Annotated in this window: 19 protein-coding genes and 3 pseudogenes; 8 read left to right on the top strand and 14 right to left on the bottom strand. The window is 68.8% G+C overall.

The genetic code is table 11. The annotated features are described in order from the left end of the window. Nucleotides 1-4 precede the first annotated feature (4 nt). The 7 genes from ASD25_RS18055 to ASD25_RS18025 are packed head-to-tail and all read right to left on the bottom strand — an operon-like array spanning nt 5 to nt 6544. The gene (locus ASD25_RS18055) at nt 5-1243 is read right to left on the bottom strand and encodes an aminotransferase class V-fold PLP-dependent enzyme (protein WP_056619323.1); all 1239 of its coding nucleotides are present in this window, start codon (nt 1241-1243) and stop codon (nt 5-7) included. Beyond that, nucleotides 1222-2250: a Fe-S cluster assembly protein SufD gene (sufD, locus tag ASD25_RS18050; RefSeq protein ID WP_055829226.1), complete on the bottom strand. Its 1029-nt coding sequence runs from the start codon at nt 2248-2250 to the stop codon at nt 1222-1224. The genes ASD25_RS18055 and sufD overlap by 22 nt, the downstream gene beginning before the upstream one ends. Beyond that, the gene (sufC, locus tag ASD25_RS18045; protein WP_055829219.1) at nt 2247-2996 is read right to left on the bottom strand and encodes a Fe-S cluster assembly ATPase SufC; all 750 of its coding nucleotides are present in this window, start codon (nt 2994-2996) and stop codon (nt 2247-2249) included. The genes sufD and sufC overlap by 4 nt, the downstream gene beginning before the upstream one ends. Continuing rightward, the gene (locus ASD25_RS18040; protein ID WP_055829217.1) at nt 2996-3349 is read right to left on the bottom strand and encodes a hypothetical protein; all 354 of its coding nucleotides are present in this window, start codon (nt 3347-3349) and stop codon (nt 2996-2998) included. Before ASD25_RS18040 ends, sufC begins: the two co-directional genes overlap by 1 nt. Nucleotides 3350-3393: 44 nt before the next feature. After that, on the bottom strand, nt 3394-4923 hold the full coding sequence (locus ASD25_RS18035; RefSeq protein WP_056619320.1) for a Fe-S cluster assembly protein SufB: 1530 nt from the start codon (nt 4921-4923) through the stop codon (nt 3394-3396). Then, complete coding sequence (locus ASD25_RS18030; RefSeq protein WP_055829212.1) at nt 4923-6062, bottom strand: cysteine desulfurase family protein; 1140 nt, start codon at nt 6060-6062, stop codon at nt 4923-4925. Before ASD25_RS18030 ends, ASD25_RS18035 begins: the two co-directional genes overlap by 1 nt. After that, nucleotides 6059-6544, bottom strand: a complete 486-nt coding sequence (locus ASD25_RS18025; RefSeq protein ID WP_055829209.1) for an Rrf2 family transcriptional regulator — start codon at nt 6542-6544, stop codon at nt 6059-6061. Before ASD25_RS18025 ends, ASD25_RS18030 begins: the two co-directional genes overlap by 4 nt. A 158-nt stretch (nt 6545-6702) precedes the next feature. Here ASD25_RS18025 and ASD25_RS33285 point away from each other — a divergent pair. Both ASD25_RS33285 and ASD25_RS33280 read left to right on the top strand, forming a co-directional pair. After that, nucleotides 6703-6981, top strand: a pseudogene (locus tag ASD25_RS33285) (alpha/beta hydrolase); the annotation flags it as partial. A 45-nt stretch (nt 6982-7026) separates the two neighbouring features. Beyond that, nucleotides 7027-7527 (top strand): annotated as a pseudogene (locus ASD25_RS33280) (alpha/beta hydrolase); the annotation flags it as partial. Nucleotides 7528-7693: 166 nt separating this feature from the next. Here the strand turns inward: ASD25_RS33280 and ASD25_RS18015 are convergent. Further along, nucleotides 7694-8896, bottom strand: coding sequence for an exo-beta-N-acetylmuramidase NamZ domain-containing protein (locus tag ASD25_RS18015; protein WP_055829204.1), 1203 nt, complete (start codon nt 8894-8896; stop codon nt 7694-7696). Beyond that, complete coding sequence (locus ASD25_RS18010; RefSeq protein WP_055829201.1) at nt 8893-9429, bottom strand: DOMON-like domain-containing protein; 537 nt, start codon at nt 9427-9429, stop codon at nt 8893-8895. Before ASD25_RS18010 ends, ASD25_RS18015 begins: the two co-directional genes overlap by 4 nt. A 94-nt stretch (nt 9430-9523) precedes the next feature. Between ASD25_RS18010 and tyrS the strand changes: the two genes are divergently transcribed. The 5 genes from tyrS (at nt 9524) to ASD25_RS17985 (ending at nt 13859) form a co-directional block, all read left to right on the top strand. Then, nucleotides 9524-10783, top strand: coding sequence for a tyrosine--tRNA ligase (gene tyrS / locus ASD25_RS18005; protein WP_056619314.1), 1260 nt, complete (start codon nt 9524-9526; stop codon nt 10781-10783). Between the two features lie 129 nt (nt 10784-10912). Continuing rightward, on the top strand, nt 10913-11380 hold the full coding sequence (locus ASD25_RS18000) for a peroxiredoxin (RefSeq protein ID WP_055829195.1): 468 nt from the start codon (nt 10913-10915) through the stop codon (nt 11378-11380). A 199-nt stretch (nt 11381-11579) separates the two neighbouring features. Next, nucleotides 11580-12731 carry a peptidoglycan DD-metalloendopeptidase family protein gene (locus ASD25_RS17995; RefSeq protein WP_055829192.1) on the top strand — a complete coding sequence of 384 codons (1152 nt, stop codon included), beginning with the start codon at nt 11580-11582 and terminating at the stop codon, nt 12729-12731. After that, entirely contained in the window at nt 12715-13251 is a 537-nt protein-coding gene (locus tag ASD25_RS17990) for a polymer-forming cytoskeletal protein (protein WP_055829189.1), read from the top strand. The genes ASD25_RS17995 and ASD25_RS17990 overlap by 17 nt, the downstream gene beginning before the upstream one ends. A gap of 203 nt (nt 13252-13454) precedes the next feature. Further along, nucleotides 13455-13859: a hypothetical protein gene (locus tag ASD25_RS17985; protein WP_156376935.1), complete on the top strand. Its 405-nt coding sequence runs from the start codon at nt 13455-13457 to the stop codon at nt 13857-13859. A 529-nt stretch (nt 13860-14388) separates the two neighbouring features. Here the strand turns inward: ASD25_RS17985 and prfB are convergent. The 5 genes from prfB to ASD25_RS17955 all read right to left on the bottom strand — a co-directional run bounded on the left by prfB (nt 14389) and on the right by ASD25_RS17955 (nt 20530). Next, nucleotides 14389-15511 (bottom strand): peptide chain release factor 2 gene (prfB, locus tag ASD25_RS17975; protein ID WP_156376934.1). Its coding sequence is split into 2 segments (ribosomal slippage): nt 14389-15441 and nt 15443-15511, totalling 1122 coding nucleotides; the frame shifts between segments, so codons are not numbered across the junction. 158 nt (nt 15512-15669) lie between these two features. Continuing rightward, complete coding sequence (locus ASD25_RS17970) at nt 15670-18063, bottom strand: penicillin-binding protein 1A (RefSeq protein ID WP_055829749.1); 2394 nt, start codon at nt 18061-18063, stop codon at nt 15670-15672. A 61-nt stretch (nt 18064-18124) separates the two neighbouring features. Next, nucleotides 18125-18850 (bottom strand): exonuclease domain-containing protein, encoded by a 726-nt coding sequence (locus tag ASD25_RS17965; protein WP_055829179.1) that lies wholly within the window; start codon nt 18848-18850, stop codon nt 18125-18127. A gap of 44 nt (nt 18851-18894) precedes the next feature. Continuing rightward, nucleotides 18895-19224 (bottom strand): hypothetical protein, encoded by a 330-nt coding sequence (locus tag ASD25_RS17960; protein ID WP_156376933.1) that lies wholly within the window; start codon nt 19222-19224, stop codon nt 18895-18897. An 82-nt stretch (nt 19225-19306) separates the two neighbouring features. Further along, a complete protein-coding gene (locus ASD25_RS17955) occupies nt 19307-20530 on the bottom strand; it encodes an N-acetylmuramoyl-L-alanine amidase (RefSeq protein WP_082560049.1) in 1224 nt (407 codons plus the stop codon). A gap of 437 nt (nt 20531-20967) precedes the next feature. On the opposite strand from ASD25_RS17955, the pseudogene ASD25_RS17950 reads away from it, so the two are divergent. Further along, nucleotides 20968-21497: pseudogene (locus ASD25_RS17950) on the top strand (S1 RNA-binding domain-containing protein); the annotation flags it as partial.

Below are 21497 nucleotides of genomic sequence, written 5' to 3'. Positions count from 1 at the left end.
TCGCTCATGCGAAGAACTCWCGGGCCTTGATCAGGGCGTCGGCGAAGGCGTCGRCGTCCTCTGTCGTATTATATAGGGCGAAGCTGGCCCGAACGCTCGACGTCAGGCYGAAACGMTCCGCCAGMGGCTCGGCGCARTGCAGGCCGGCGCGYACGGCGACGCCATAGCGGTCCATCACCTGGGCGATATCATGGGCGTGGGCGCCGTCGACAGTGAAAGTCAGGATCGCCCCCTTCCCTTCCGCCTCGCCGACCACGCGCAGCCAGTTCACGCCTTCCAGCCGCTGGCGCGCGTGCTCGTAAACGGCGCGCTCATGGGCCGCCACCGCGCCCTTGTCGAAGCGCGACAGCCAGTCGATGGCCGTGCCCAGGCCGATGGCCTCGAGGATCGGCGGGGTCCCCGCCTCGAACCGATGCGGCGGTTTCGCATAGGTGACGCGGTCCATCGTCACCGTCTCGATCATCTCGCCGCCGCCCTGATACGGCGGCAGGGCCTCCAGCGCCTCCGCCGTTCCATACAGGCAGCCAATGCCCGTCGGGCCGAACAGCTTGTGGCCGGTGAAGGCGTAGAAGTCGCAGCCGATGGCCTGAACGTCAGGCGCCGCATGCACCGCGCCCTGGCAGCCGTCGATCAGCACCCGCGCCCCGACTGCGTGCGCCATCTCCGTGATGGTCTGCACCGGATTGATCGTGCCCAGCACATTGGACATGTGGGTCACCGCGACGACCCTGGTCCTCGGCCCCAGCAATTCCGCATAGGCCGCCATGTCCAGCGAGCCGTCGTCCAGCACCGGGATCCACTTCAGCACCGCCCCGCGCCGCTCGCGCAGCAGATGCCAGGGCACGATGTTGGAGTGGTGCTCCATCTGGCTGACGATGATCTCGTCGCCCGGCTGGATCGACTGGCCGATGCCGGCCGCCACGAGGTTGATCGCCTCGGTCCCGCCCTTGGTCCAGACGATGTTCGAAGCCGCCTCTGCATTGACGAACCGCGCCACGCCGTCGCGCGCCGCCTCGAAGGCCTCGGTCGTCTCATTGGCCAGGGTATGCAGGCCGCGATGGACGTTGGCGTAGCTGCCCTCCATCGCCGCCGTCATGGCGTCGATCACCGCCCGCGGCTTCTGCGCCGAGGCGGCCGAGTCCAGATAGACCAGCGGCTTCCCGTTCACCTGCCGCGACAGGATCGGGAACTGCGCGCGAACCGCGTAGGGGTCGAAGGTGGTCACAGGCGATCCGTCAGCCATGCCCTCGCTACCTCTCTCGCGCCCTCGTGCTCGATCCGGTCGACCACCTCGATCAGGAAGGCCTCGGTCAGCAATGCCCGCGCCTCGTCGGCCGGAATGCCGCGCTGCTGCATGTAGAACAGGGCGCTCTCGTCCAGATTCCCGACCGTGTTTCCGTGCGCGCACTGCACGTCGTCGGCGTAGATTTCCAGCTCCGGCTTGGCGTCCACCTCGGCCCGCTCGCCCAGGATCAGGGCATGGTGGCCCATCCGCGCATCCGTGCCGTCGGCTCCGCGTTCGACCACGATCTTGCCCTGGAAGACGCCGCGCGCCGTGTCGCGCACCACGCCCTTGGTCAGCTGGCTGGTGACGCCGTTGGGGGCCACGTGATCGACTACCGTCGTCAGGTCCGTCTGCCGGTCGCCCGACAGCAGATAGACGCTGTCCAGCTGCACATCCGCGCCCCGGGCGCGGTGAGTCAGCTGCGTCTCCTGACGCTGCAGCTTCGCGCCGCCCGTCAGGATGGTCTGGCGATAGAAGCCGCCCGCCTCGACCCGCACCTGCGCCTGGGTGATCGAGACCGCATCCGCCGGCTCGTCGGCCAGAACCACCCGTGTCACCTCGGCGCCCCGCGCCACGTCCAGCTCCAGCCGGTTGTGCGCGACATAGGCCGAGCCGTGGCCCTCATGCGTCTCCAGCAGCAGCAGCTTCGCCCCGGCCCGCACCGAGAGACGCGCCGTCAGGGCGTGGCCCGTGCCGTTGGCCTTCGAAATGAAGCGCAGGCGCACCGTCTGCTGGCCGGAGACCATCAGGGCGCTCGCCCCCACGGCCCGGCCGTTGATGAACACCATGGCCTCGCCGCCGAGCGCCTCGAACGGCCCGCCGCCGGTTACCGGCACGGCCGCCGACGGCGAGGGCGCGGGCGCCTCGCGCAGATGACGGCGCAGGTCCGAATATTTCCACGCCTCGACGCGGCGCGAGGGGAAGCTGGAGGCGTCCTTCAGGTCGATCAGCGGAAGGGCGTTCACGCCGCCTCCAGCGCATATTTGTCGTAGCCCTCGGCTTCCAGCTGATGCGCCAGTTCCGGTCCCCCGGAGGCCACGATCCGGCCGGCGGCCAGCACATGCACCCGGTCCGGTTTGATGTAGTCGAGCAGCCGCTGATAGTGGGTGATCACCAGCATGGCGCGGTCGGGGCTGCGCAGGGCGTTGACCCCCTCGGCCACGATGCGCAGGGCGTCGATGTCGAGGCCCGAATCCGTCTCGTCGAGGATCAGCAGCGACGGCTCCAGCAGGGCCATCTGCAGGATCTCCATCCGCTTCTTCTCGCCGCCCGAGAAGCCGACGTTGAGCGGCCGCTTCAGCATGTCGAAATCCATCTTCAGCGCCGCCGACGCCGCCTTGACCATCTTCAGGAAGGCGGGCGCCGAGACCTCGTCCTCGCCCCGCGCCCGCTTCTGGGCGTTCAGCGCCGTGCGCACGAAGGTCAGGGCCGGGACGCCGGGGATCTCGATCGGATACTGGAACGACAGGAACACGCCCTTGGCCGCGCGCTCGGCGGGCTCCAGGGCCAGGAGATCCTCGCCCTTCCAGCTGACGGCGCCTTCGGTCGCCTCATAGCCGGGCCGTCCGGCCACGGCGTAGCCCAGCGTCGACTTGCCGGCCCCGTTCGGCCCCATGATGGCGTGCACCTCGCCCGCCGGGACGGCGAGCGTCAGCCCCTTGAGGATCGGCTTGTCGCCGACGGAGACGTGGAGATTCTGGATAGAGAGCATCACTTGTACCAATCGATAGCGAGCCCAGCGTTCAGCCGGGCGAGGGCGGCAATCGTCGCCGCCTCGATCATTTCGCCGCGCTTCGCTTCATCAGCCGTGGCGTAGAGTTCTATGTCGGCGCCCTGCACCGCCAACGCCGTCAAAGCGGCGGATCGACTCTCCAGTCGATTACCCAAGGCGATGATCGCGGCGTTCAAAGCCAGGGTTCCGGCCTCAGGGACGTCGAAGGCGCAGTAGGTTTCGTCGCGCGCGCCACCGATAGAACGCCCGTTCGGCGCGACGCGCGCGTCGCCGGCCGTCCACTTGACCTTCGCGGCTTGCCCGACGGCCTCTTCGATCAGTTCCGCCGCCATCGATGCGTGCCGAATACGCAAGCTGAGAAGAGATTGTCGCGCGCTCACCCCACGCTCCCTTCCAGACTGATCGCMACCAGCTTCTGCGCCTCGACGGCGAACTCCATCGGCAGCTTCTGCATCACGTCGCGGACGAAGCCGTTGACCAGCAGGGCCACCGCCTCCTCCTGCGACAGGCCGCGCTGCTGSGCGTAGAACAGCTGGTCGTCSGACAGSCGCGTCGTCGTCGCCTCGTGCTCCAGCTGGGCCGAGCCGTTGCGGGCCTCGATATASGGSACGGTGTGCGARCCGCAGTCCTTGCCGATGAGCAAGGAGTCGCACTGGGTGAAGTTGCGCACGCCGGTCGCCTTCGGATGCACCGAGACCAGGCCGCGGTAGGTCGAATCCGACTTCCCGGCCGACACCGCCTTGGCGATGATCCTGCTCTTCGAATTCCTGCCCAGATGGATCATCTTGGTGCCGGTGTCGGCCTGCTGATGTCCGTTGGTGATRGCGATSGAATAGAATTCGCCCGAGCTGTCCTCGCCCTTGAGGATGCAGGACGGATATTTCCACGTCACCGCGCTGCCGGTCTCGACCTGGGTCCACGACACCTTCGACCGGTCGCCSCGGCAGTCCGCSCGCTTGGTGACGAAGTTGTAGATGCCGCCCTTGCCCTCGGCGTCGCCGGGGTACCAGTTCTGCACCGTCGAATATTTGATCTCGGCGTCGTCCAGCGCGTCGGCGTCGCCGGGGTACCAGTTCTGCACCGTCGAATATTTGATCTCGGCGTCGTCCAGCGCSACCAGCTCGACCACCGCCGCATGCAGCTGGTTCTCGTCSCGCATCGGGGCKGTGCAGCCCTCCAGATASGAGCAGTARSWRCCCTTGTCGGCGATGATCAGGGTGCGTTCGAACTGGCCCGTCTGGCTCGCATTGATGCGGAAATAGGTCGACAGCTCCATCGGACAGCGCACGCCCGGCGGTATGTAGACGAACGACCCGTCGGAGAAGACCGCGCTGTTCAGCGCCGCGAAATAGTTGTCCGAGACCGGCACCACCGAGCCCAGATATTGGCGCACCAGCTCAGGATGTTCGCGCAAGGCCTCGGAAATCGGCATGAAAATCACCCCGACCTTGGCCAGCTCGGCCTTGAAGGTGGTGACCACCGAGACGCTGTCGAACACCGCGTCCACGGCATACCGCGGCGCGCCCTCGACCCCCGCCAGCACCTCCTGTTCCTTCAGCGGGATGCCCAGCTTGGCGTAGACGGCCAGCAGTTCGGGATCGACCTCGTCCAGCGACTTCGGCCCGTCCTTCTTCTTCGGCGCGGCGTAGTAGAACAGCTCCTGGTAATCGACCGGCGTGTATTTCACCGACGACCAGGTCGGCTCCTCCATCGCCTGCCAGCGCTCATAGGCGGCCAGGCGCCATTCCAGCATCCACGCCGGCTCGCCCTTCTTCTCGGAGATGAAGCGGACGATGTCGGCGTTCAGCCCGCGCGGGGCGTATTCGGTGTCGATGTCCGAGGTGAAGCCGTGCTCGTACTTTTCCAGCGCGGCGACGGCGTCGATGGTCTTCTGAACGGCGGCCATCAGGCGACTTCCTTCGCGCGGGCGGCGGACCGTTCGCGGTGCTTGCCATAGGCCTCGACCCAGGCTGCGGCGAACCGCTTCCAGTCATCCTCGACCGTGCCCCAGCCCCCGGAAATGCGGATGCCGCCCGTGGCCATGTCGATCCGGCCCGTGGCCAGGATGGCCCGCGAGGGTTTGGTCTTGCCCGACGAACAGGCCGAGCCGGCCGAGACCATCAGGCCCATCAGATCAAGCGTGATCAGCTGCTGCGGGCTCTCCCAGTCGGACACGGCCATGAACAGGGTGTTGGGCAGGCGTTCGGCCCCTTCGCCGATGATGGTCGCCCCGGCCTTCTTGACCACGGCTTCAGCCGCGTCGCGCCATCTGGCGTGCGCCATCGCCGTCGGCAGGTCACGCGCGGCGCAGACCGCCGCGGCGCCAAAGCCCGCAATTCCCGGCACATTCTCGGTCCCGGCCCGCAGACCGCGCTCCTGCCCCGCTCCGTGCAGGATGCGCACGGCCTCGCGGCCCTCGCCCAGCACCAGGGCGCCGACGCCCTGCGGGCCGCCCAGCTTGTGCGCGGACAGGGTCAGGCTGTCGGCCCTGAGTTCGCGGATATCGACCGGGATCTTGCCCGCCGACTGGATGGCGTCGACGTGCAGCCAGCCGCCCGCCGCCCGCACCAGCCGCGCGGCTTCCACGATCGGCTGGATCACCCCGCTTTCGTTGTTGGCGTGATGGATGGCCACCACCGCCTTGCCCGGTTGACCCAGCAGCTGGCGCAGCTTGTTCAGGTCCACGACGCCGCGCGCGTCGACCGGCAGCATCTTCACCGGCTTGCCCGAGGCCGTCGCGGCCTCGGCCACGCACGGATGCTCGGTCGCGCCGACGATCAGCCGCTCGCAGCCCGCCGCGATGGCGCTGATGATGGCCTGGGCGTTGGATTCGGTGCCGCCCGACGAAAACACCACCGATTGGGAATCGGCCCCGACCAGTTCGGCCACCTGCGCCCGCGCCGTCTCGATCCTCGCCCGCGCCCGCCGCCCGGCCGCATGCACCGCCGACGGGTTGCCGTTGTCGGCCAGGGCCTGCGCCATCACGTCCTGAACCTCGGGACGGACCAGGCCGGAGGCGTTGTAGTCCAGATAGACGCCGCTCACGCCGCCACCCCCATGTCGGCCCGGGCTTCGGACTCGGTCGCGCGGCGCCGCGCTCCGGTGCGGTTCATGACCACGTCTTCCAGCGACACGCCGGCCAGATAGCGGTGGATTTCGTCGCCGAGGTCTTCCCACAGATTGTGGGTGATGCAGCGCTCGCCGGCCATCATGCAGCCCTTGGGCGACGACTGGCCGATGCAGCGGGTGGCGCGGATGGGTTCGTCGACGGCCAGAACGATCTCGGCCACCACGGTCTCGTTCGCCCCCTTGGCCAGGCGATAGCCGCCGCCGGGGCCCCGCACGCTTTGCACCAGGCCGCTCTTGCGCAACCGGGCGAACAGCTGTTCCAGATAGCTCAGCGAGATCTCCTGACGCGTCGCGATCTCGGCCAGGGACACGGCTCGAACCACGCCCTCGGCCTGCCCGTTCTTGGCCAGATCGGCCATCGCCATCACGGCGTATCGTCCCTTGGTCGACAGACGCATCGCGCACCTTCAAAAATCGCGCGCTTTTCGAGGGTCCTGTGCTAGAACCCGCGCCTTCGCAAAGGCGTCGGCGCGCAGGCGGGACTTAGAAAGTCCTACCGCTGCGGTCAAGTATTACGCAGATGCGAAACGACAGTTGAACACGGATTTCGCCGCACATGCCTGAAGTCATCCTGCCCGGCGCCTCCGGCCGCATCGAAGGCCGCTACTCCCCGGGCAAGCGCCCGAACGCGCCGATCGCCCTGATTCTGCATCCGCACCCCAAGGCGAACGGGCATATGAACAACCCGGTCACCGTGACGCTGTACCAGCTGTTCCAGAAGCGCGGCTTCGCGACGCTGCGCTACAACAGCCGCGGCGTGGGCAAGTCGCAGGGCGAGTTCGACAGCGGCATCGGCGAACTGGCTGACGCGGCCACCGCCCTCGACTGGCTGCAGGCCAACAATCCCGGCGCCTCCCAGACCTGGGTCGCCGGCTATCAGCAGCTGTTCCAGAAGCGCGGCTTCGCGACGCTGCGCTACAACAGCCGCGGCGTGGGCAAGTCGCAGGGCGAGTTCGACAGCGGCATCGGCGAACTGGCCGACGCGGCCACCGCCCTCGACTGGCTGCAGTCCAACAATCCCGGCGCCTCCCAGACGTGGGTCGCCGGCTATCAGTTCGGCGCCTATATCGGCATGCAGCTCCTGATGCGCCGCCCCGAGACGGACGGCTTCATCTCGGTCTCGCCGCCCTCGAACATGTACGACTTCAGCTTCCTGGCCCCCTGCCCGGCCTCGGGCCTGTTCCTGCACGGCACCAACGACACCGTCGTCCCGCCGGTCGAGGTCGARCGCGTCGTCAACAAGCTGCGCACCCAGAAGGGCATCATCATCGACTAYGAACTGGAAGAGGGCGCGACCCACTTCTGGCAGGACCACATCGACGCCGTCGAACGCCGCGTCGGCGCCTATCTGGACAAGCGGCTGGCCGAAAAGCCGGCCTGATCGCCCCATACCGTTCGTCACCCTCGGGCTTGACCCGAGGGCCGGATTGTCCGGTGCTCAGCGCGGGCCGATGGTTCGCCGCTCGCGGCCCCCCCGGCGTCCCGTCCCGATGACGTCCGATCCTCGGGTCAAGCCCGAGGATGACGGCCAGGAGTGGCGGACCTGATCAGTACAGCAGGTACGGCCGCCGCAGCTCCACCCACGCCGCCTCGTCCGGGCCGGCCAGCGCCTCCAGATCGGCGGACGTCGAGGCCGCATCATCGACCCATTCCCTCAAGCCCGGCCCGCCGTTGATGACGTCGATGGCCAGCCTGTCGAAGACGTATTCGTACGGGAAGTCGCGCCACAGGGCGTAGTCCGGATACCGCCGCCGGATCGCCTTGAACCCCAGCGCCTGCAGCCGCCACGGCCGGAACGCCGCATGGTCATAGGCCGGGTCGTCGACGTGAATCTGCACCCCGTTGCACAGGGTCCCGACGTGTTTGTGGAAGGTCGGCTCGAACCAGCAGTCGCGCAGCCGGCAGCCTTCCAGCCACTTCGGCGCGAACGCCTGCATCTCGGCGATCACCGCCCGGGCGTCGATGTCCGGCGCCCCGAACAGCTCCAGCGGCCGCGTCGTGCCCCGGCCCTCGGACAGGGTCGTGCCCTCCAGCATCACCGTCCCGGCATAGGCCCGCGCCATCGACAGGTTGGCGGCGTTGGGGCTCGGATTGATCCAGCTCCGCTCGCCGATCGGCCAGCCGAAGCCCGGACCCTGTTCGGGCGCCCAGCCGCGCATTTCAATGACGCGGTATTCCACATCCAGTTTGAAGTGGTCGATGAACCACCGCCCCATCTCGCCCAGGGTCATGCCGTGCCGCATCGGCATCGGCCCGGCCCCGACGAAACTCTCCCAGCCCGGCAGCAGGGTCGTGCCCTCGACCGGCCGCCCGGCCGGGTTGGGCCGGTCCAGCACCCACACCGCCTTGCCGTGCTTCGCCGACTCCTCGAGCACGTACAGCAGGGTCGTCACGAAGGTGTAGATGCGGCAGCCCAGGTCCTGCATGTCGACCAGCAGGACGTCGAACGTCCCCATCGCCTGGCCGCTCGGCCGCCGCGCCTCGCCGTACAGGCTGAACACCGGGATGCCGTGGCGCGGATCGGTGAAGTCGGGGGACTCCATCATATTGTCCTGCAGGTCGCCGCGCATGCCATGCTGCGGCCCGAACGCGGCCGTCACGGTCAGGTCGGGACAGGCCATCAGCGCGTCCAGCGAATGCGTCAGGTCCGCCGTGACCGAGGCCGGATGCCCCAGCAGCGCGACCCTGCGCCCCTTCAGCGCGGCCCTCAGCGCGGGCTCGGACAGCAGGCGGTCGATGCCGAATTTCATGCGGGCTCCACGGCGGGCAGGTCGAGGGTGAAGGCGGCGGCGTGATGGAAGTCGGGCGGCCCGGCCGGATGGGCCAGCGCCCACCACGCCTTGGCGCCGTCGGCGTCCTCGATGACAGCCGAAAGCCCGAGTCGCCAGTCCGACCGGGTCAGGTCTGGCGCGCCGCCGAGGTCGATCAGCGCCTCAAGCTCATGGCGCTCCGGGTACGAACGGCTCTCGATATGCGGCGGCGGCAGGTCCAGATTACCCATGCCGTCGCGATAGCGGCCGAACCGATAGGCCGCCCAGCGGGTCGAGGGCGACAGGTTGATCTCGCAATAGGCCTCGCCCGCCGGCGTGCGGATGAAGGCCTCCAGGCAGGTATGCCGCCACAGGTGATCGACCCGCACCGACTCCGCCATCGGCGGCAGCTTCAGCTCGTCCGACGGGGCATGGATCACATAGAGCAGGGCCAGCCGCCCGTGCTGCGGACGCCAGGCCGTGACCTCGACCCGCGACGCCGCCTCGCCCGCGGACTGCGCGTGGCGCAGCAAAGACCGTCGTTGGCCGGACGTCCCGGCGGTTCGCGCTTCCATATGAGCGTGCTACACGCCCCTTCCCTCCCAAGCCAAGCCTGATCCCCGACTCATGACCGCCGAGACCGCCTTCCAGTCCGACTTCCTGAAATCCCTCCAGGCGCGCGGCTACATCCATCAGGTCACCCACCCGGCCGAGCTCGACGCCGCGGCGGCGAGCGGGATCGTCACCGGCTACATCGGCTTCGACGCGACGGCCCCGTCGCTGCACGTCGGCAGCCTGATACAGATCATGATGCTGCGCCGCCTSCAGCAGGCCGGCGGCAAGCCCATCGTCCTGATGGGCGGCGGCACSACCAAGGTCGGCGACCCCACCGGCAAGGACGCCTCGCGGCCCCAGCTGACCGACGAGACCATCCAGTCSAACATCGCCTCGATCCGCACCGTGTTCGAGAAATTCCTCACCTTCGGCGACGGCCCGACCGACGCGGTCATGCTGGACAACGACSMSTGGCTGTCGAACTACGGCTATGTCGAATTCCTGCGCGAMTACGGCACGCATTTCACCRTCAAYCGSATGCTGGCCTTCGAYTCGGTCAAGCTGCGGCTGGAACGCGAACAGCCGATGACCTTCCTCGAGTTCAACTACATGCTGATGCAGTCGGTGGACTTCCTCGAGCTSAACCGGGCCTGGAACTGCACCCTGCAGATGGGCGGCTCGGACCAGTGGGGCAACATCGTCTCGGGCGTCGACCTGGTGCGCCGGGTCGACCACAAGGCCGCCTTCGGCCTGACCACCCCGCTGCTCACGACCGCCTCGGGCGGCAAGATGGGCAAGACGGCGCAAGGCGCCGTGTGGCTCAACGCCGAACAGCTGTCGCCGTACGACTACTGGCAGTTCTGGCGCAACGTCGACGACGCCGACGTGGGTAAATTCCTGCGCCTGTTCAGCGACCTGCCGCTGGACGAGATCGCCCGGCTGGAGGCGCTCGAGGGCGCCGGCATCAACGACGCCAAGAAGACGCTCGCCGACGCCGCGACCACCATGCTGCACGGCCCTGAAGCCGCCGCCACCGCTCGCGCCGCCGCCGAGGGCGCCTTCGAGCGCGGGACCCTGTCCGCCGACCTCCCCACCGTCGAACTGCCCTCGGCAGAGGTGATCGGCGCCATGATTGCCGCCGTCACGACCAGGGCCGGCCTGACCGCCTCCAACGGCGAGGCCCGCCGCCTCGCCCAGGGCGGCGGCCTGCGTCTCAACGACGAGGCCATCGCCGACGGCGCCCGGCTGATCGAGGCCGGCGACGTCAACGCCGACGGAGTCCTGAAACTGGCGGCGGGCAAAAAGAAGATCGTTCTGGTTCGCCCCACGTAACGCCGGCCGTCACCCTCGGGTTTGACCCGAGGGCCGGACCCTCCATCGCTCGTGCGAAGATGGCCTCGCACCGGCGGCTCAACATCCGATCCTCGGGTCAAGCCCGAGGATGACGGGAGTAAAAAGCCCATGCCCGAAATCACCGAAGGCCAGAAAGCCCCCGCATTCGACATGGCCGCCGACAACGGCGCCCGCGTCTCCCTCGCCGGCCTCGAGGGCAAGACGATCGTCCTCTATTTCTACCCCAAGGCCGACACCCCCGGCTGCACCACCGAGAGCCAGGACTTCTCGGCCCTCGTCGATGAGTTCGCCGCCGCCGGCGCCGTGATCATCGGCGTCTCGCGCGACCCGGTGAAGAAGCTGGACCGGTTCAAGGCCAAATACGATCTGAAGGTCGTCCTCGCCTCCGACGAGCCGGAGGAGGTCACCAACGCCTGGGGCGTCTGGGTGCAGAAGAAGCTCTACGGCCGCGAATACATGGGGATCGAACGCGCCACCTTCCTGGTCGACGGCCAGGGCGTCGTCCGCCGGGTCTGGCGCAAGGTTTCAGTCAAGGGGCACGCGGCCGAAGTGCTGGCGGCCGTGAAGTCGCTCTGAACACGGACTATTCTCTGCAACCTCAGATGTAACATTGGTTACAGAGATTCGCGCACTCGCCTGACAGGCGAGTTTTGGGCTCGAATACGGTCTTCGTTCGCGCGAACACGCGCCATCATGGTTAACAATGCGTGAAGAGACTTGTCCCCGGGGCATGGTCCGGCGCATAAACCCCGCTCGTACGTGGGGGCGTTGCGTGATGACCGAACGTGAGCCGACCGTCAGGCGGTCTCTGATCGGAAAGTGGTTTCCGACCCGATATCTGTATCTGCGCGACGGCGACGCCGTCCGCGCCTGGGCGCTGACGCCCGGCAAACAGGTCATGGCCGCCGCGGCCGCGGTGCTGCTGGGGGGCTGGACCCTGACGGCCTCGGGCAGCCTGGTCTTCGACATGGTGGCCAGGAGCCAGCAGGATCGCACCGTCGCCCGCGCCCGCGCCGCCTCGGAACGGTTGAACGCCGACCTTCAGGCCCGTCTGGACAGCGCCGTGGTGCGCATGAGCGCCACGACCGGATCGCTCGACGAAATGGCGCAGATGGTCGAGCGCCGGCACGCCGCCCTGACCCAGGTCATGGGCATGTTCCGCGGCGTCGAGGGGGCCCAGACCGCCTTGCGGCCCGCCCTGCCGCTCGACGCCAGCCGGTCGTCGCCGGTGCAGCGCATGATCGCTGTCCGCATGGATCAGGAACGGCTGATCGCCCGCGCCGAGAACGAGGCCCGCACCCGCGCCGAACGCCTGCGCCTCGCCTTCCGCCTCGCCGGCCTGAACCCGGCCGCCTATGCGCCGCGCGACGCGGCCCTCGGCGGCCCGCTGGTCGAGGCTCGCGATCCCCGCGCCCTCGCGGCCGTGCTGGACGTCGACGAGGCCTTCGCGGTCCGCATCCGTCACGCCGCCGACGATCTCTCGGAGATGCGGACCCTGGCCAATGCGGCCGAGGGCATGCCGTTCCGCCGCCCGACGCCGGCCCGTACCACTTCGGGATTCGGCGTCCGTTTTGACCCGTTCAACGGCCGTCCCGCCCTGCATCAGGGTCAGGATTTCGCCGCCCCGCTGAACACGCCGATCTACGCCCCGGCTCCCGGAATCGTGTCTTTCGTCGGCGTGCGATCAGGCTATGGCAACACGGTCGAGATAGACCACGGTCGAGGTTTCAAGACGCGCTATGCTCACCTGAACGCCACATCGGTCGCCGCTGGCCAGAGAATTGCACTGGGACAACGTGTCGGCGCGATGGGAACCACCGGACGATCCACCGGCGTTCACCTGCACTACGAAGTGTGGATGGACGGCCGCCCGCAGAACCCCGCCCGCTTCATGAGAGCCGGAGATCAACTTGTTCAACAAGACTAAGTCCCCCGTCCCGTCCCCCGAGCCCCGCGCCAACAGCGGCTCGGCCATTCCGCCCCTGCCCGACCTGCCGACGCCCGGCGGACCGGCCGCGGCGCCGCGTCCCGCCTCGCCGGCTCCGGCGAGCCAGCGCGGCCTGTCGACCCTGTCGTCGGACCTCCAGTTCGACGGCAACATCTCGGGCGGCGGCGATCTCCAGATCGACGGCGCCATCAAGGGCGACGTGCGCGTCGGCCGCCTGATCGTCGGCGAGACCGGCGCGGTCGAGGGCAATGTCTCGGGCGACTATGTCGAGATCCGCGGCCGCGTCGTCGGCGCCATCTCGGGCAAGCAGGTCAAGCTGATCGCCACCGCCTATGTCGACGGCGACATCACCGCCGAACAGATGTCGATCGACATCGGCGCCTATTTCCAGGGCCGCGTCCTGCAGGGCCGCCGCGAGGCGCCCGCCCCGACCGCCCCGCCCCGCCCGGCCGCGCCCGAACCGGCGCCGCAGATCATCGACATGAAGCCCCCGGCCTGATCATCGCGGACTGAAAAGACAAAAAGGCCCCCGGAGCGAGCCGGGGCCTTTTTCTCCGCCCGGGCACGAGGGACAATCGTGGCTCCCCATTTCCGATTCCTGACACGCCGGGGTAGCGTGCACATTGGCGGTCGTTCCCAGGTTCGACCGGCCTCAATTTCTGCGCCGCTTCACTCACATTTCACATGCCCCGGGGAGGGACCATGTCTCGAGTTGTCGTTCTTGGACTGACCGGTTTGATCCTCGCGTCTTGCGGGCCTGCGGATCAGACATCGGCCCCCGAAGCCGCCGCGCCAGAGCCGGCGGCGGCGCCCGCCAGTGCGGCCGCCACGGATCCTGCGGGAGCCTGGACGAAGATCAGGATCACCGGCCTGACCTGTGGGGACAACTGCTATGTCCAGATCCAGCCGATCGACGGTGGCGAGGCGGATGACGTGATGTGCTCCGCCGACCTCTGCACGCCCTGGTTTGAAAACCAGGCTCTGGCAGCCGGGGTCACCGACAAGACCTGGGAGGTGCAGATGGGCGCCGTCGATCAGCTCGATAACGAAGGCACTGTGATGGACGATAATTTCCCGGCCATCATCGCGATCCGCGAAGCGGTCTGAGCGCGTGTCTCGCGCCGTCGTTATTGGACTGACCGTCCTGCTCCTCGCGGCCTGTGGGCCTGCGGATCAGACCCCGGCCGCGGAAAGCGCCGCGCCGGCGCCCGTCCCGGCGCCGGCTGCGCCGGCGAGCGCTCCCCGGACCTCCGCGCCGATGTCCTGGGCGGCGACCGGGGAGCGCTGGCGCCAGGTTGAGGTCGAGCCCTCCGACCCTCTGGAGGCCCTGGAGTATCGGGGCGTCCATTGTCAGCACTATTCCGGCGAGTTCGGCGGGGATGGTTCCGAGCGGGACCAATGGCTGAACACGCAAATGGACAGGCTTCGGTGCGGGGAGCCGCTTGTGGCCGAGGCGCGCGCCATGCGGGCCTCCCGTTCCCGGGAGCCGGATGTCGTCACCCGACTGGACGCCGTTATCGCCGTCTACGAACCATAGGCCGGTCCGCTTGCCACTCCTGGCAGCCACTGGGCGCGTCCGCTTCCGGCTCAAATCTCCACCTGGCCACGCGGCCTGGTCGCCGACGCGCCCTGTTCCCTATTCCACTGTGGACCCGCGCGTCTCGCCAACCCGGGCCGCCAGCGCCGCGCCCATGAACATGTCCAGGTCGCCGTCCAGCACGCCCTGGGTGTCCGACGTCTCGACGTTGGTCCGCAGGTCCTTGACCATCTGGTACGGCTGCAGGACGTAGGAGCGGATCTGGTGACCCCAGCCGATGTCGGTCTTGGCGTCGGCCACCGCCTGGGCCGCCGCCTCGCGCCGCTGCAGCTCCAGTTCGTACAGCCGCGCCCGCAGCATCTTCCACGCCTGTTCGCGGTTCTGGTGCTGCGACCGGCCGGCCTGACAGGCCACCACGGTGTTGGTCGGAATGTGCGTCAGGCGCACCGCCGAGTCGGTCTTGTTGATGTGCTGACCGCCCGAGCCCGAGGCGCGGTAGGTGTCGGTGCGCACGTCAGACGGATTGATGTCGATCTCGATGGCGTCGTCCACCACCGGCGACACCCCGATCGAGGCGAAGGACGTATGCCGCTTGGCCGCCGCGTCATACGGGCTGATGCGCACCAGCCGGTGCACGCCCGACTCCGACTTCAGCCAGCCATAGGCATTGGGCCCGCTGATCAGGATGGTGGCCGACTTGATGCCGGCCTGGTCGCCCGATTCCTCGGCCTCCAGTTCGACCTCATAGCCATGCGCCTTGGCCCAGCGCGAATACATCCGCAGCAGCATGCCGGCCCAGTCGCAGGACTCGGTGCCGCCGGCGCCGGAGTTCACTTCCAGATAGGCGTCGTTGCCGTCGGCCTCGCCCGACAGCAGGGCCTCCAGTTCGGCGCGCCCGGCCCGGTCCTTGATCGCCTTCAGCGACGCGCGCGCCTCCTCAAGCGTCGCCTCGTCGCCTTCCTCGTCGGCCATTTCGGAGAGCATGATGCCCTCCTCCAGACCGGTCTCCATCTCGCGGACGGTGTTGATCTGGGTCTCGAGCCGCGAGCGGTCGCGCGACACGGCCTGGGCGGCCTCGGGGTCGTTCCACAGCGTCGGGTCCTCGACCCGCGCGTTCAGCTCATCGAGCTTTCGAAGTGCGACATCCCAGTCAAAGACGCCTCCTGAGCAGAGCGATGCTCTGCTCGATGTCGGCCTTCATGGCCTCGACATCCGGTCTCATCGCGAACTCCTGCGATACAAAGTGAGGCGCGGACATAGAGCGCCGGGGCGGAAAGGGGAAGGGACTAAGGCAACAGGCAACAGGCAACAGGAAAACCTTGGACGGCCCCGCTCCCTCGGCAGGCCCACCCCTGTTGGCTGATGCCTGTTGCCTGCTGCCTAGTAGAGTCCGCTCAGATCCTCCGCCGGCTCCTTCTTCGGCGGCGGCGGGGTCGTGACCGGCGGCGGGGCGGACGGCGCCGCGGCGGCCGGACCTTCCTGTTCGCGGCGGACCACCTCGTCGTAGTTCTGCGGGCCGGTCGGAATCTGCTGCGCCGGCGCGCGCCGCTCCTCCTCGCGGCGCCGTTCGGTGCCGGGGCGGAAGGCTTCCTCGATGCCGTTGACGGTGCGGAAGACGGCGTTGCGGGGCCGCACGAACGGCCGCGCCGGCCGCTCGCGCAGGGCCACCTGCATGAAGTCTGTGAACACCGGGACCGGCCCCGTCGCGCCCGTCTCCCCCGAGCCCAGCGGCCGGTTGTCGTCGAAGCCGATGAACACCCCGACCACGATGTCGGACGAGAAGCCCACGAACCAGGCCGAGCGGTATTCGTTGGTCGTGCCGGTCTTGCCCCCGACCCAGGGGCCCAGGCTGCTGGCGCTCGCCGCCGTGCCTCGCCGGACCACGCCCTCCAGCATCGAGCTCATCTGATAGGCGGTGATGGGATCGATGACCTGGGTCCCGCGCTGCTCGAGACGCGGCGACTCCTGGCCGGTGAACGGCCGGCCGCAGTCGCGGCAGCGGCGCGGATCGGCCCTGAAGATGGTCTCGCCGTCCCGGTCCTGGACCATTTCGATCAGATAGGGATCGACTCGCCGGCCGCCGTTGACGAAGGCGGCGTAGGCGGCCGTCAGCCGGTACGGCGTCGTCTCCCCGGCCCCCAGCGACACCGACAGATTGGGCTGCAGATCGTCGGCGACGCCCATCTTCCTCGACAGATCGACGACATTGCGCATGCCGATGGCCTGGGCCAGTCGCACGGTCATGACGTTGCGCGACAGCTCAAGACCGCGCCGCAGGGTCTGCGGCCCGTAATATTCGCGGCTGTAGTTCTCGGGCGTCCAGCGTTCCCCGTTGCGTCCGCCGGCGAAGCTGATCGGGGCGTCCAGGATGATCGAGGCGGGCGTGTAGTCGCCCTCCAGCGCCGTCGCATAGACGAACGGCTTGAAGGCCGAGCCCGGCTGGCGTTTCGCCTGGGTGGCGCGGTTGAAGCTGGACAGGGCGTAGGAATAGCCCCCGACCATGGCCAGCACCCGGCCCGACTGGGGCTCGATGGCGACCAGGGCGCCGTTGACCCGCGGCACCTGTTTCAGGGCGTACTGCCCTCCTTGCGCCTCGACGAAGATCAGATCGCCGCGCTTCAGCGGTCGGTTGGCGTTGGCCCAGGCTGCGTCCTCGGTGATCAGATAGCCGGTGCGGTCGTCGCGGGCGGTGCGGATGCGCACGCTGTTGCCCGCCGCGTTCTCGACGGCGGCGGCTTCCCAGGCGCGGCGCTCGGGCGGACGCTGGCCGCGTACGGCGGTCTCGCGCCAGCCCTCGGCGAAATCGGTCGTGCCCCACGCCCCGCGCCAGCCGTGGCGGCGGTCATAGTTCTCCAGCCCCTTCATCAGCGCGTCGCGCGCCGCCGACTGCAGCGTCGGGTCCAGCGTCGTGCGCATATAGTAGCCGCCGCGATTGACCTCTTCCTTGCCGAAGCGGGCGATGGCCTGACGGCGCGCTTCCTCGACGAAGAAGTCGGCGTCGGCGTACTGGGCCCGGCGCGGCGCGTCCTGGGTCGTCAGCGGCCGGGCGCGAGCCTGCACCAGCTGCTCGTCGCTGATCCAGCCGCTCTGGTTCATCTCGCCCAGCACCCAGTCGCGCCGGCCCTTGGCCGCGCCGGGGTGGCGTTTGGGATGATAGTTGTTCGGCCCCTTGGGCAGGGCCGCCAGGAAGGCCGCCTCGTCCGGCGTCAGCTGGCTCAGCGACTTGCCGAAATAGTTGTAGGCCGCCGCCGCCACGCCGAACGAGCGGTACCCCAGGAAGATCTCGTTCAGATACAGCTCGAGGATCTGCTGTTTCGTCAGCGTCGCCTCCAGCCGGTTGGCCAGGATGGCTTCCTTGACCTTGCGGTTGATGCTGCTCTCATTGGTCAGCAGGACGTTCTTGGCCACCTGCTGGGTGATGGTCGAGCCGCCCTCGAGCCGCCGCCCCGTGGCCGCGTTGAACACGTTCTTGAACATGGCCCGGCCCAGGCCGCCCACGTCGATACCGCCGTGGTTGAAGAAATTCCGGTCCTCGGCCGCCAGGAAGGCCTGCACCACCGGCAAGGGGATCTGCTCATAGGGCACATAGATGCGCCGCTCGTCCGAGAACTCGCCGATCAGGGTGCCGTCGCCCGCATAGACCCGCGTCGCCGTCGCCGGCCGGTAGTCGGCCAGCTCGGACGCGTCCGGCAGGTCATGGAACAGCCAGGCCGCATAGACGGCGACGATCAGCCCCGCCAGGGCGATCCCGCCCAGCAGCGCGACACCCGCCATTACGAACCAGCGTTCGGCAATCTTCACCGCAGTCTCCGAATGGCGGGCCCCTTCGACGGGTTTAGCTTGCGTCGTCCGCGTCCGCCATAGCATCCGTACGACGGGTCAGCTCCTGTCGCGCCGCGGCCACGACATCGGCGTCCATATCCCCCTGCCCCGCCATCCAGCGCAGATAGTCGTCGGGCGGTTCCGACCACGGCCGGCCGCGATGCTTGCCGAAGGGAATGCGGTCCATCCGCCGCGGCTCGGCCGTCCAGGCGATCATCTGCTCGACCGTCGCCTCCTTCAGCAGGTCGATCAGCAGATGGGCCGTCACCCAGGCGTCGGGTCCCGCCCGGTGCGCCGGATTGGCCAGGGCCGGATCGAGGTCCAGCCCGCGCCAGTAGCGCAGCACCTGGTTGGAATGCCCCGGCGCCTGCGGCCACACCGCCTTGGCGGAGCGCACGGTGCAGATCCACGGCAGGCCGCCGTGGGCCGTGTCGGCGATGAAGCCCCGCTCGAACCGCGCGCTGTGCGCCACCATCACATCGGCGGGCGGGGCGCCGAACATCTCGCGCAGCCGGTATTCGTCGCAGTGCGGATCGTCGTCGCGGAAATGGCCCGGCGTCAGATGATGCACCGCCATGGCGTGGAACGAGATCTCGCCCTTAGGCCGGAACAGCTTCGCCACCGGCGGCAGAGCCCGCCACCCGTCCCCGTCGCGCACGACATCGACGATCCCGACCTCGATGATCTCCGCGGTCCGGTCTCCCCCGGTGGTTTCCAGATCGACGACTCTCAGGCGCATGGGACCCAGATAGGGGATCGGGCGCGGGAGTGCGAGGCGCGGCGTCATCCCCCGCCCGGGCCGTCGGACCGAACCCGCACCGCGACGCCGTCGGCGATGGACTGCCCCGGATGGAGCACCACCCGCTCCCCCGGCTTCAGCCCGGCGCGAACCTCGGCGGAGTCCCCGTTGGTCTGGCCGATCTCGACCCGCTGCAGGCGGGCGCGGCCGGCCTCGACCTTGAACACCGCCCGCTGCCCCCGATGCCGGAACAGGGCCGATACGGGCGTCCGGACCACCGCCTCCGCGCTCCACACCGTGACCGCCGCCTCGACCCGATAGCCATGGCCGACCGCCGCCCAGGCCGCAGGCGGATCGACGGGATCGATGATCACATTGACCCGCTGCAAGCCGGACCGGCCCGTGCGCGAAACGGTTCTGCCCCCTCCAGGGCTGACCGACGCGCCCTCCCTTGCCCTAGGGCTGCCCCGCCGTCCCGTTCGACGCCATCTGCAGCGTTCCTGCCGGCTCGCGGAAATAGCGGTCTATGCCCGCGGCCACGGCGCGCATCAGGCGGCGGCGCGCGCGGCCGTCATTCAGCAGCCGCTCGTCCTCGGGGTTGGTGATGAAGCCCATCTCCAGCAACACCGCCGGCACGTCGGGGGCCAGCAGCACGGCAAGGCCGGCGTCGCGGTGGCTGCGGCGCAGCATCGGATGATCGGCGCCTTCCAGCTCGCCCAGCAGGGTCCGGGCCAGCCGGGCCGAGCGGTTCTGGGTGGCGCGCTGGGTCATGTCCAGCAGGATGCGGTCCACCGACGGGTCGCGCCCCGGCAGGTTGAGGTTGCGGTGCCAGTTGTCGCCCCGCGTGAACTCGCGCACTGCCCGGCCCGCGCCCTGTTCGGACAGCGTATAGACGCTGGCCCCGCGGGTGACAGGATCGGCCCCGGCATCGGCGTGCAGCGAGATGAACAGGTCGGCGTCGGCCTGGCGGGCGATGGAAACCCGGCGGTAGAGGGCGACATAGGCGTCGCTCTCGCGCGTCAGCCGCACGCGGTAACGGCCGGTGCGCTCCAGCTCCTGCTTCAGGGCCTGGGCCGCCGCCAGGGTGACGTCGCTCTCGTCCGAACTGGCCCCGTGGGCGCCGGGGTCGCGGCCGCCGTGGCCGGCGTCGATGAAGATCAGGGGCCGTTCCGCCGTGCGGACCGGCGCCCGGGGCGCGGAGCGGGCCGAGGCGCGCGTCGGGGCCCGACCGGTGGCCTTCAGGTCGATCACATAGCGGTAATGGGCGATGCCGTCGCCGGGCGGCAGCAGGAAGCGGCGCTCGATCTCGGCGCTGGTGGCCAGGTCCAGCTCGACCCGTGAGGCCACGCCGGCTCCGGCGACCCGCCAGCCGCGCACCAGGCCCGAGCCCGTTCCGTTGAGCCCGCGCTGCGGCGCCACCCCGGCCAGCGACACCACCACCTGGCCCTGCTCGCCGGATTCGACCACCTGCCCGCGCGAGGTCCGGTCCAGATCGACCACCACGCGGGTGTGCTGGGCGTCGCCGCCGAAGCGGACGCGCAGCACCTCGCCCATGGCGCCCGAGGCCAGCCCCCGCCCGGCCGCGAACACGGCGACGCAGAAAACGACGAAGGCCACAGCCGTCATCGCCCACTCGCGAACGCGCCATTGCGCCAGGTTGATACGCGACAGTCCGTGCATTTCGACGGAAACCCACCTTCTTGGTTGGGCCCATCATGGCTCAACGTCGTCGCCAAGCCGTTAAAGCGGACGCGCCTTTTAATTCACGTTCGTCCTGCCTATGATTGTTTTGTCCGCGAACGATCGCGCCCCCTGACTTCAGGCCGGGCGCGCCCTCCTCGCGGCGTGACTTTCACTGATCCGAAAGCCGGCCGGGTTTGCCCCCACCGGTTTGAAGACGGGACCGGGACGCCCCTCAGACGGCGCGTCCGGCCCCAGGACCGTACGAACCCCCATGGGCCTTATCGCCTGCGCTCCCTTCCGGTTTGAAACAACCGACCTCGCCCGCGGCCTTCGCCGCGGCGACGGGATTGCGTCTGCGTCCGCCCCCCATCCCATTCGGCGAGCCGCCTGCCCCCTTCGCGGGGATGGCCGAGCGCGCCAGAGAGAGACTTTCCATGTCAAAGACCATGTTGATCGATGCAGCGCACGCGGAAGAAACCCGCGTCGCCATCGTCGAGGGCCGCCAGGTCGAGGAATTCGACTTTGAATCCCGCGCGAAGCGCCAGCTTCGCGGCAACATCTATCTCGCCAAGGTCGTTCGCGTAGAGCCCAGCCTGCAGGCTGCGTTCGTGGAATACGGCGGCAACCGCCACGGCTTCCTCGCCTTCAGCGAGATCCACCCCGACTATTATCAGATCCCCGTCGCCGACCGCGAAGCCATCATGGCCGAAGCGCATTCGGAGGACGACGAGCACGACGAACACGCCCGCGAAAGCGACGACGAATCCGAAGGCGGCATGGCCGAGGAAGAGCGGCTGAAACGCCGCCTGATGCGTCGCTACAAGATCCAGGACGTCATCAAGCGCCGTCAGGTCATGCTGGTSCAGGTCGTCAAGGACGAGCGCGGCGGCAAGGGCGCGGCCCTGACCACCTGGCTGTCGCTGGCCGGCCGCTACTGCGTGCTGGCCGGCCGCTACTGCGTGCT

Source organism: Brevundimonas sp. Root1423 (genome assembly GCF_001426805.1).
The sequence above is the reverse complement of the archived record's forward strand: the minus strand, read 5'-3'. Positions and strand labels throughout refer to the sequence as shown.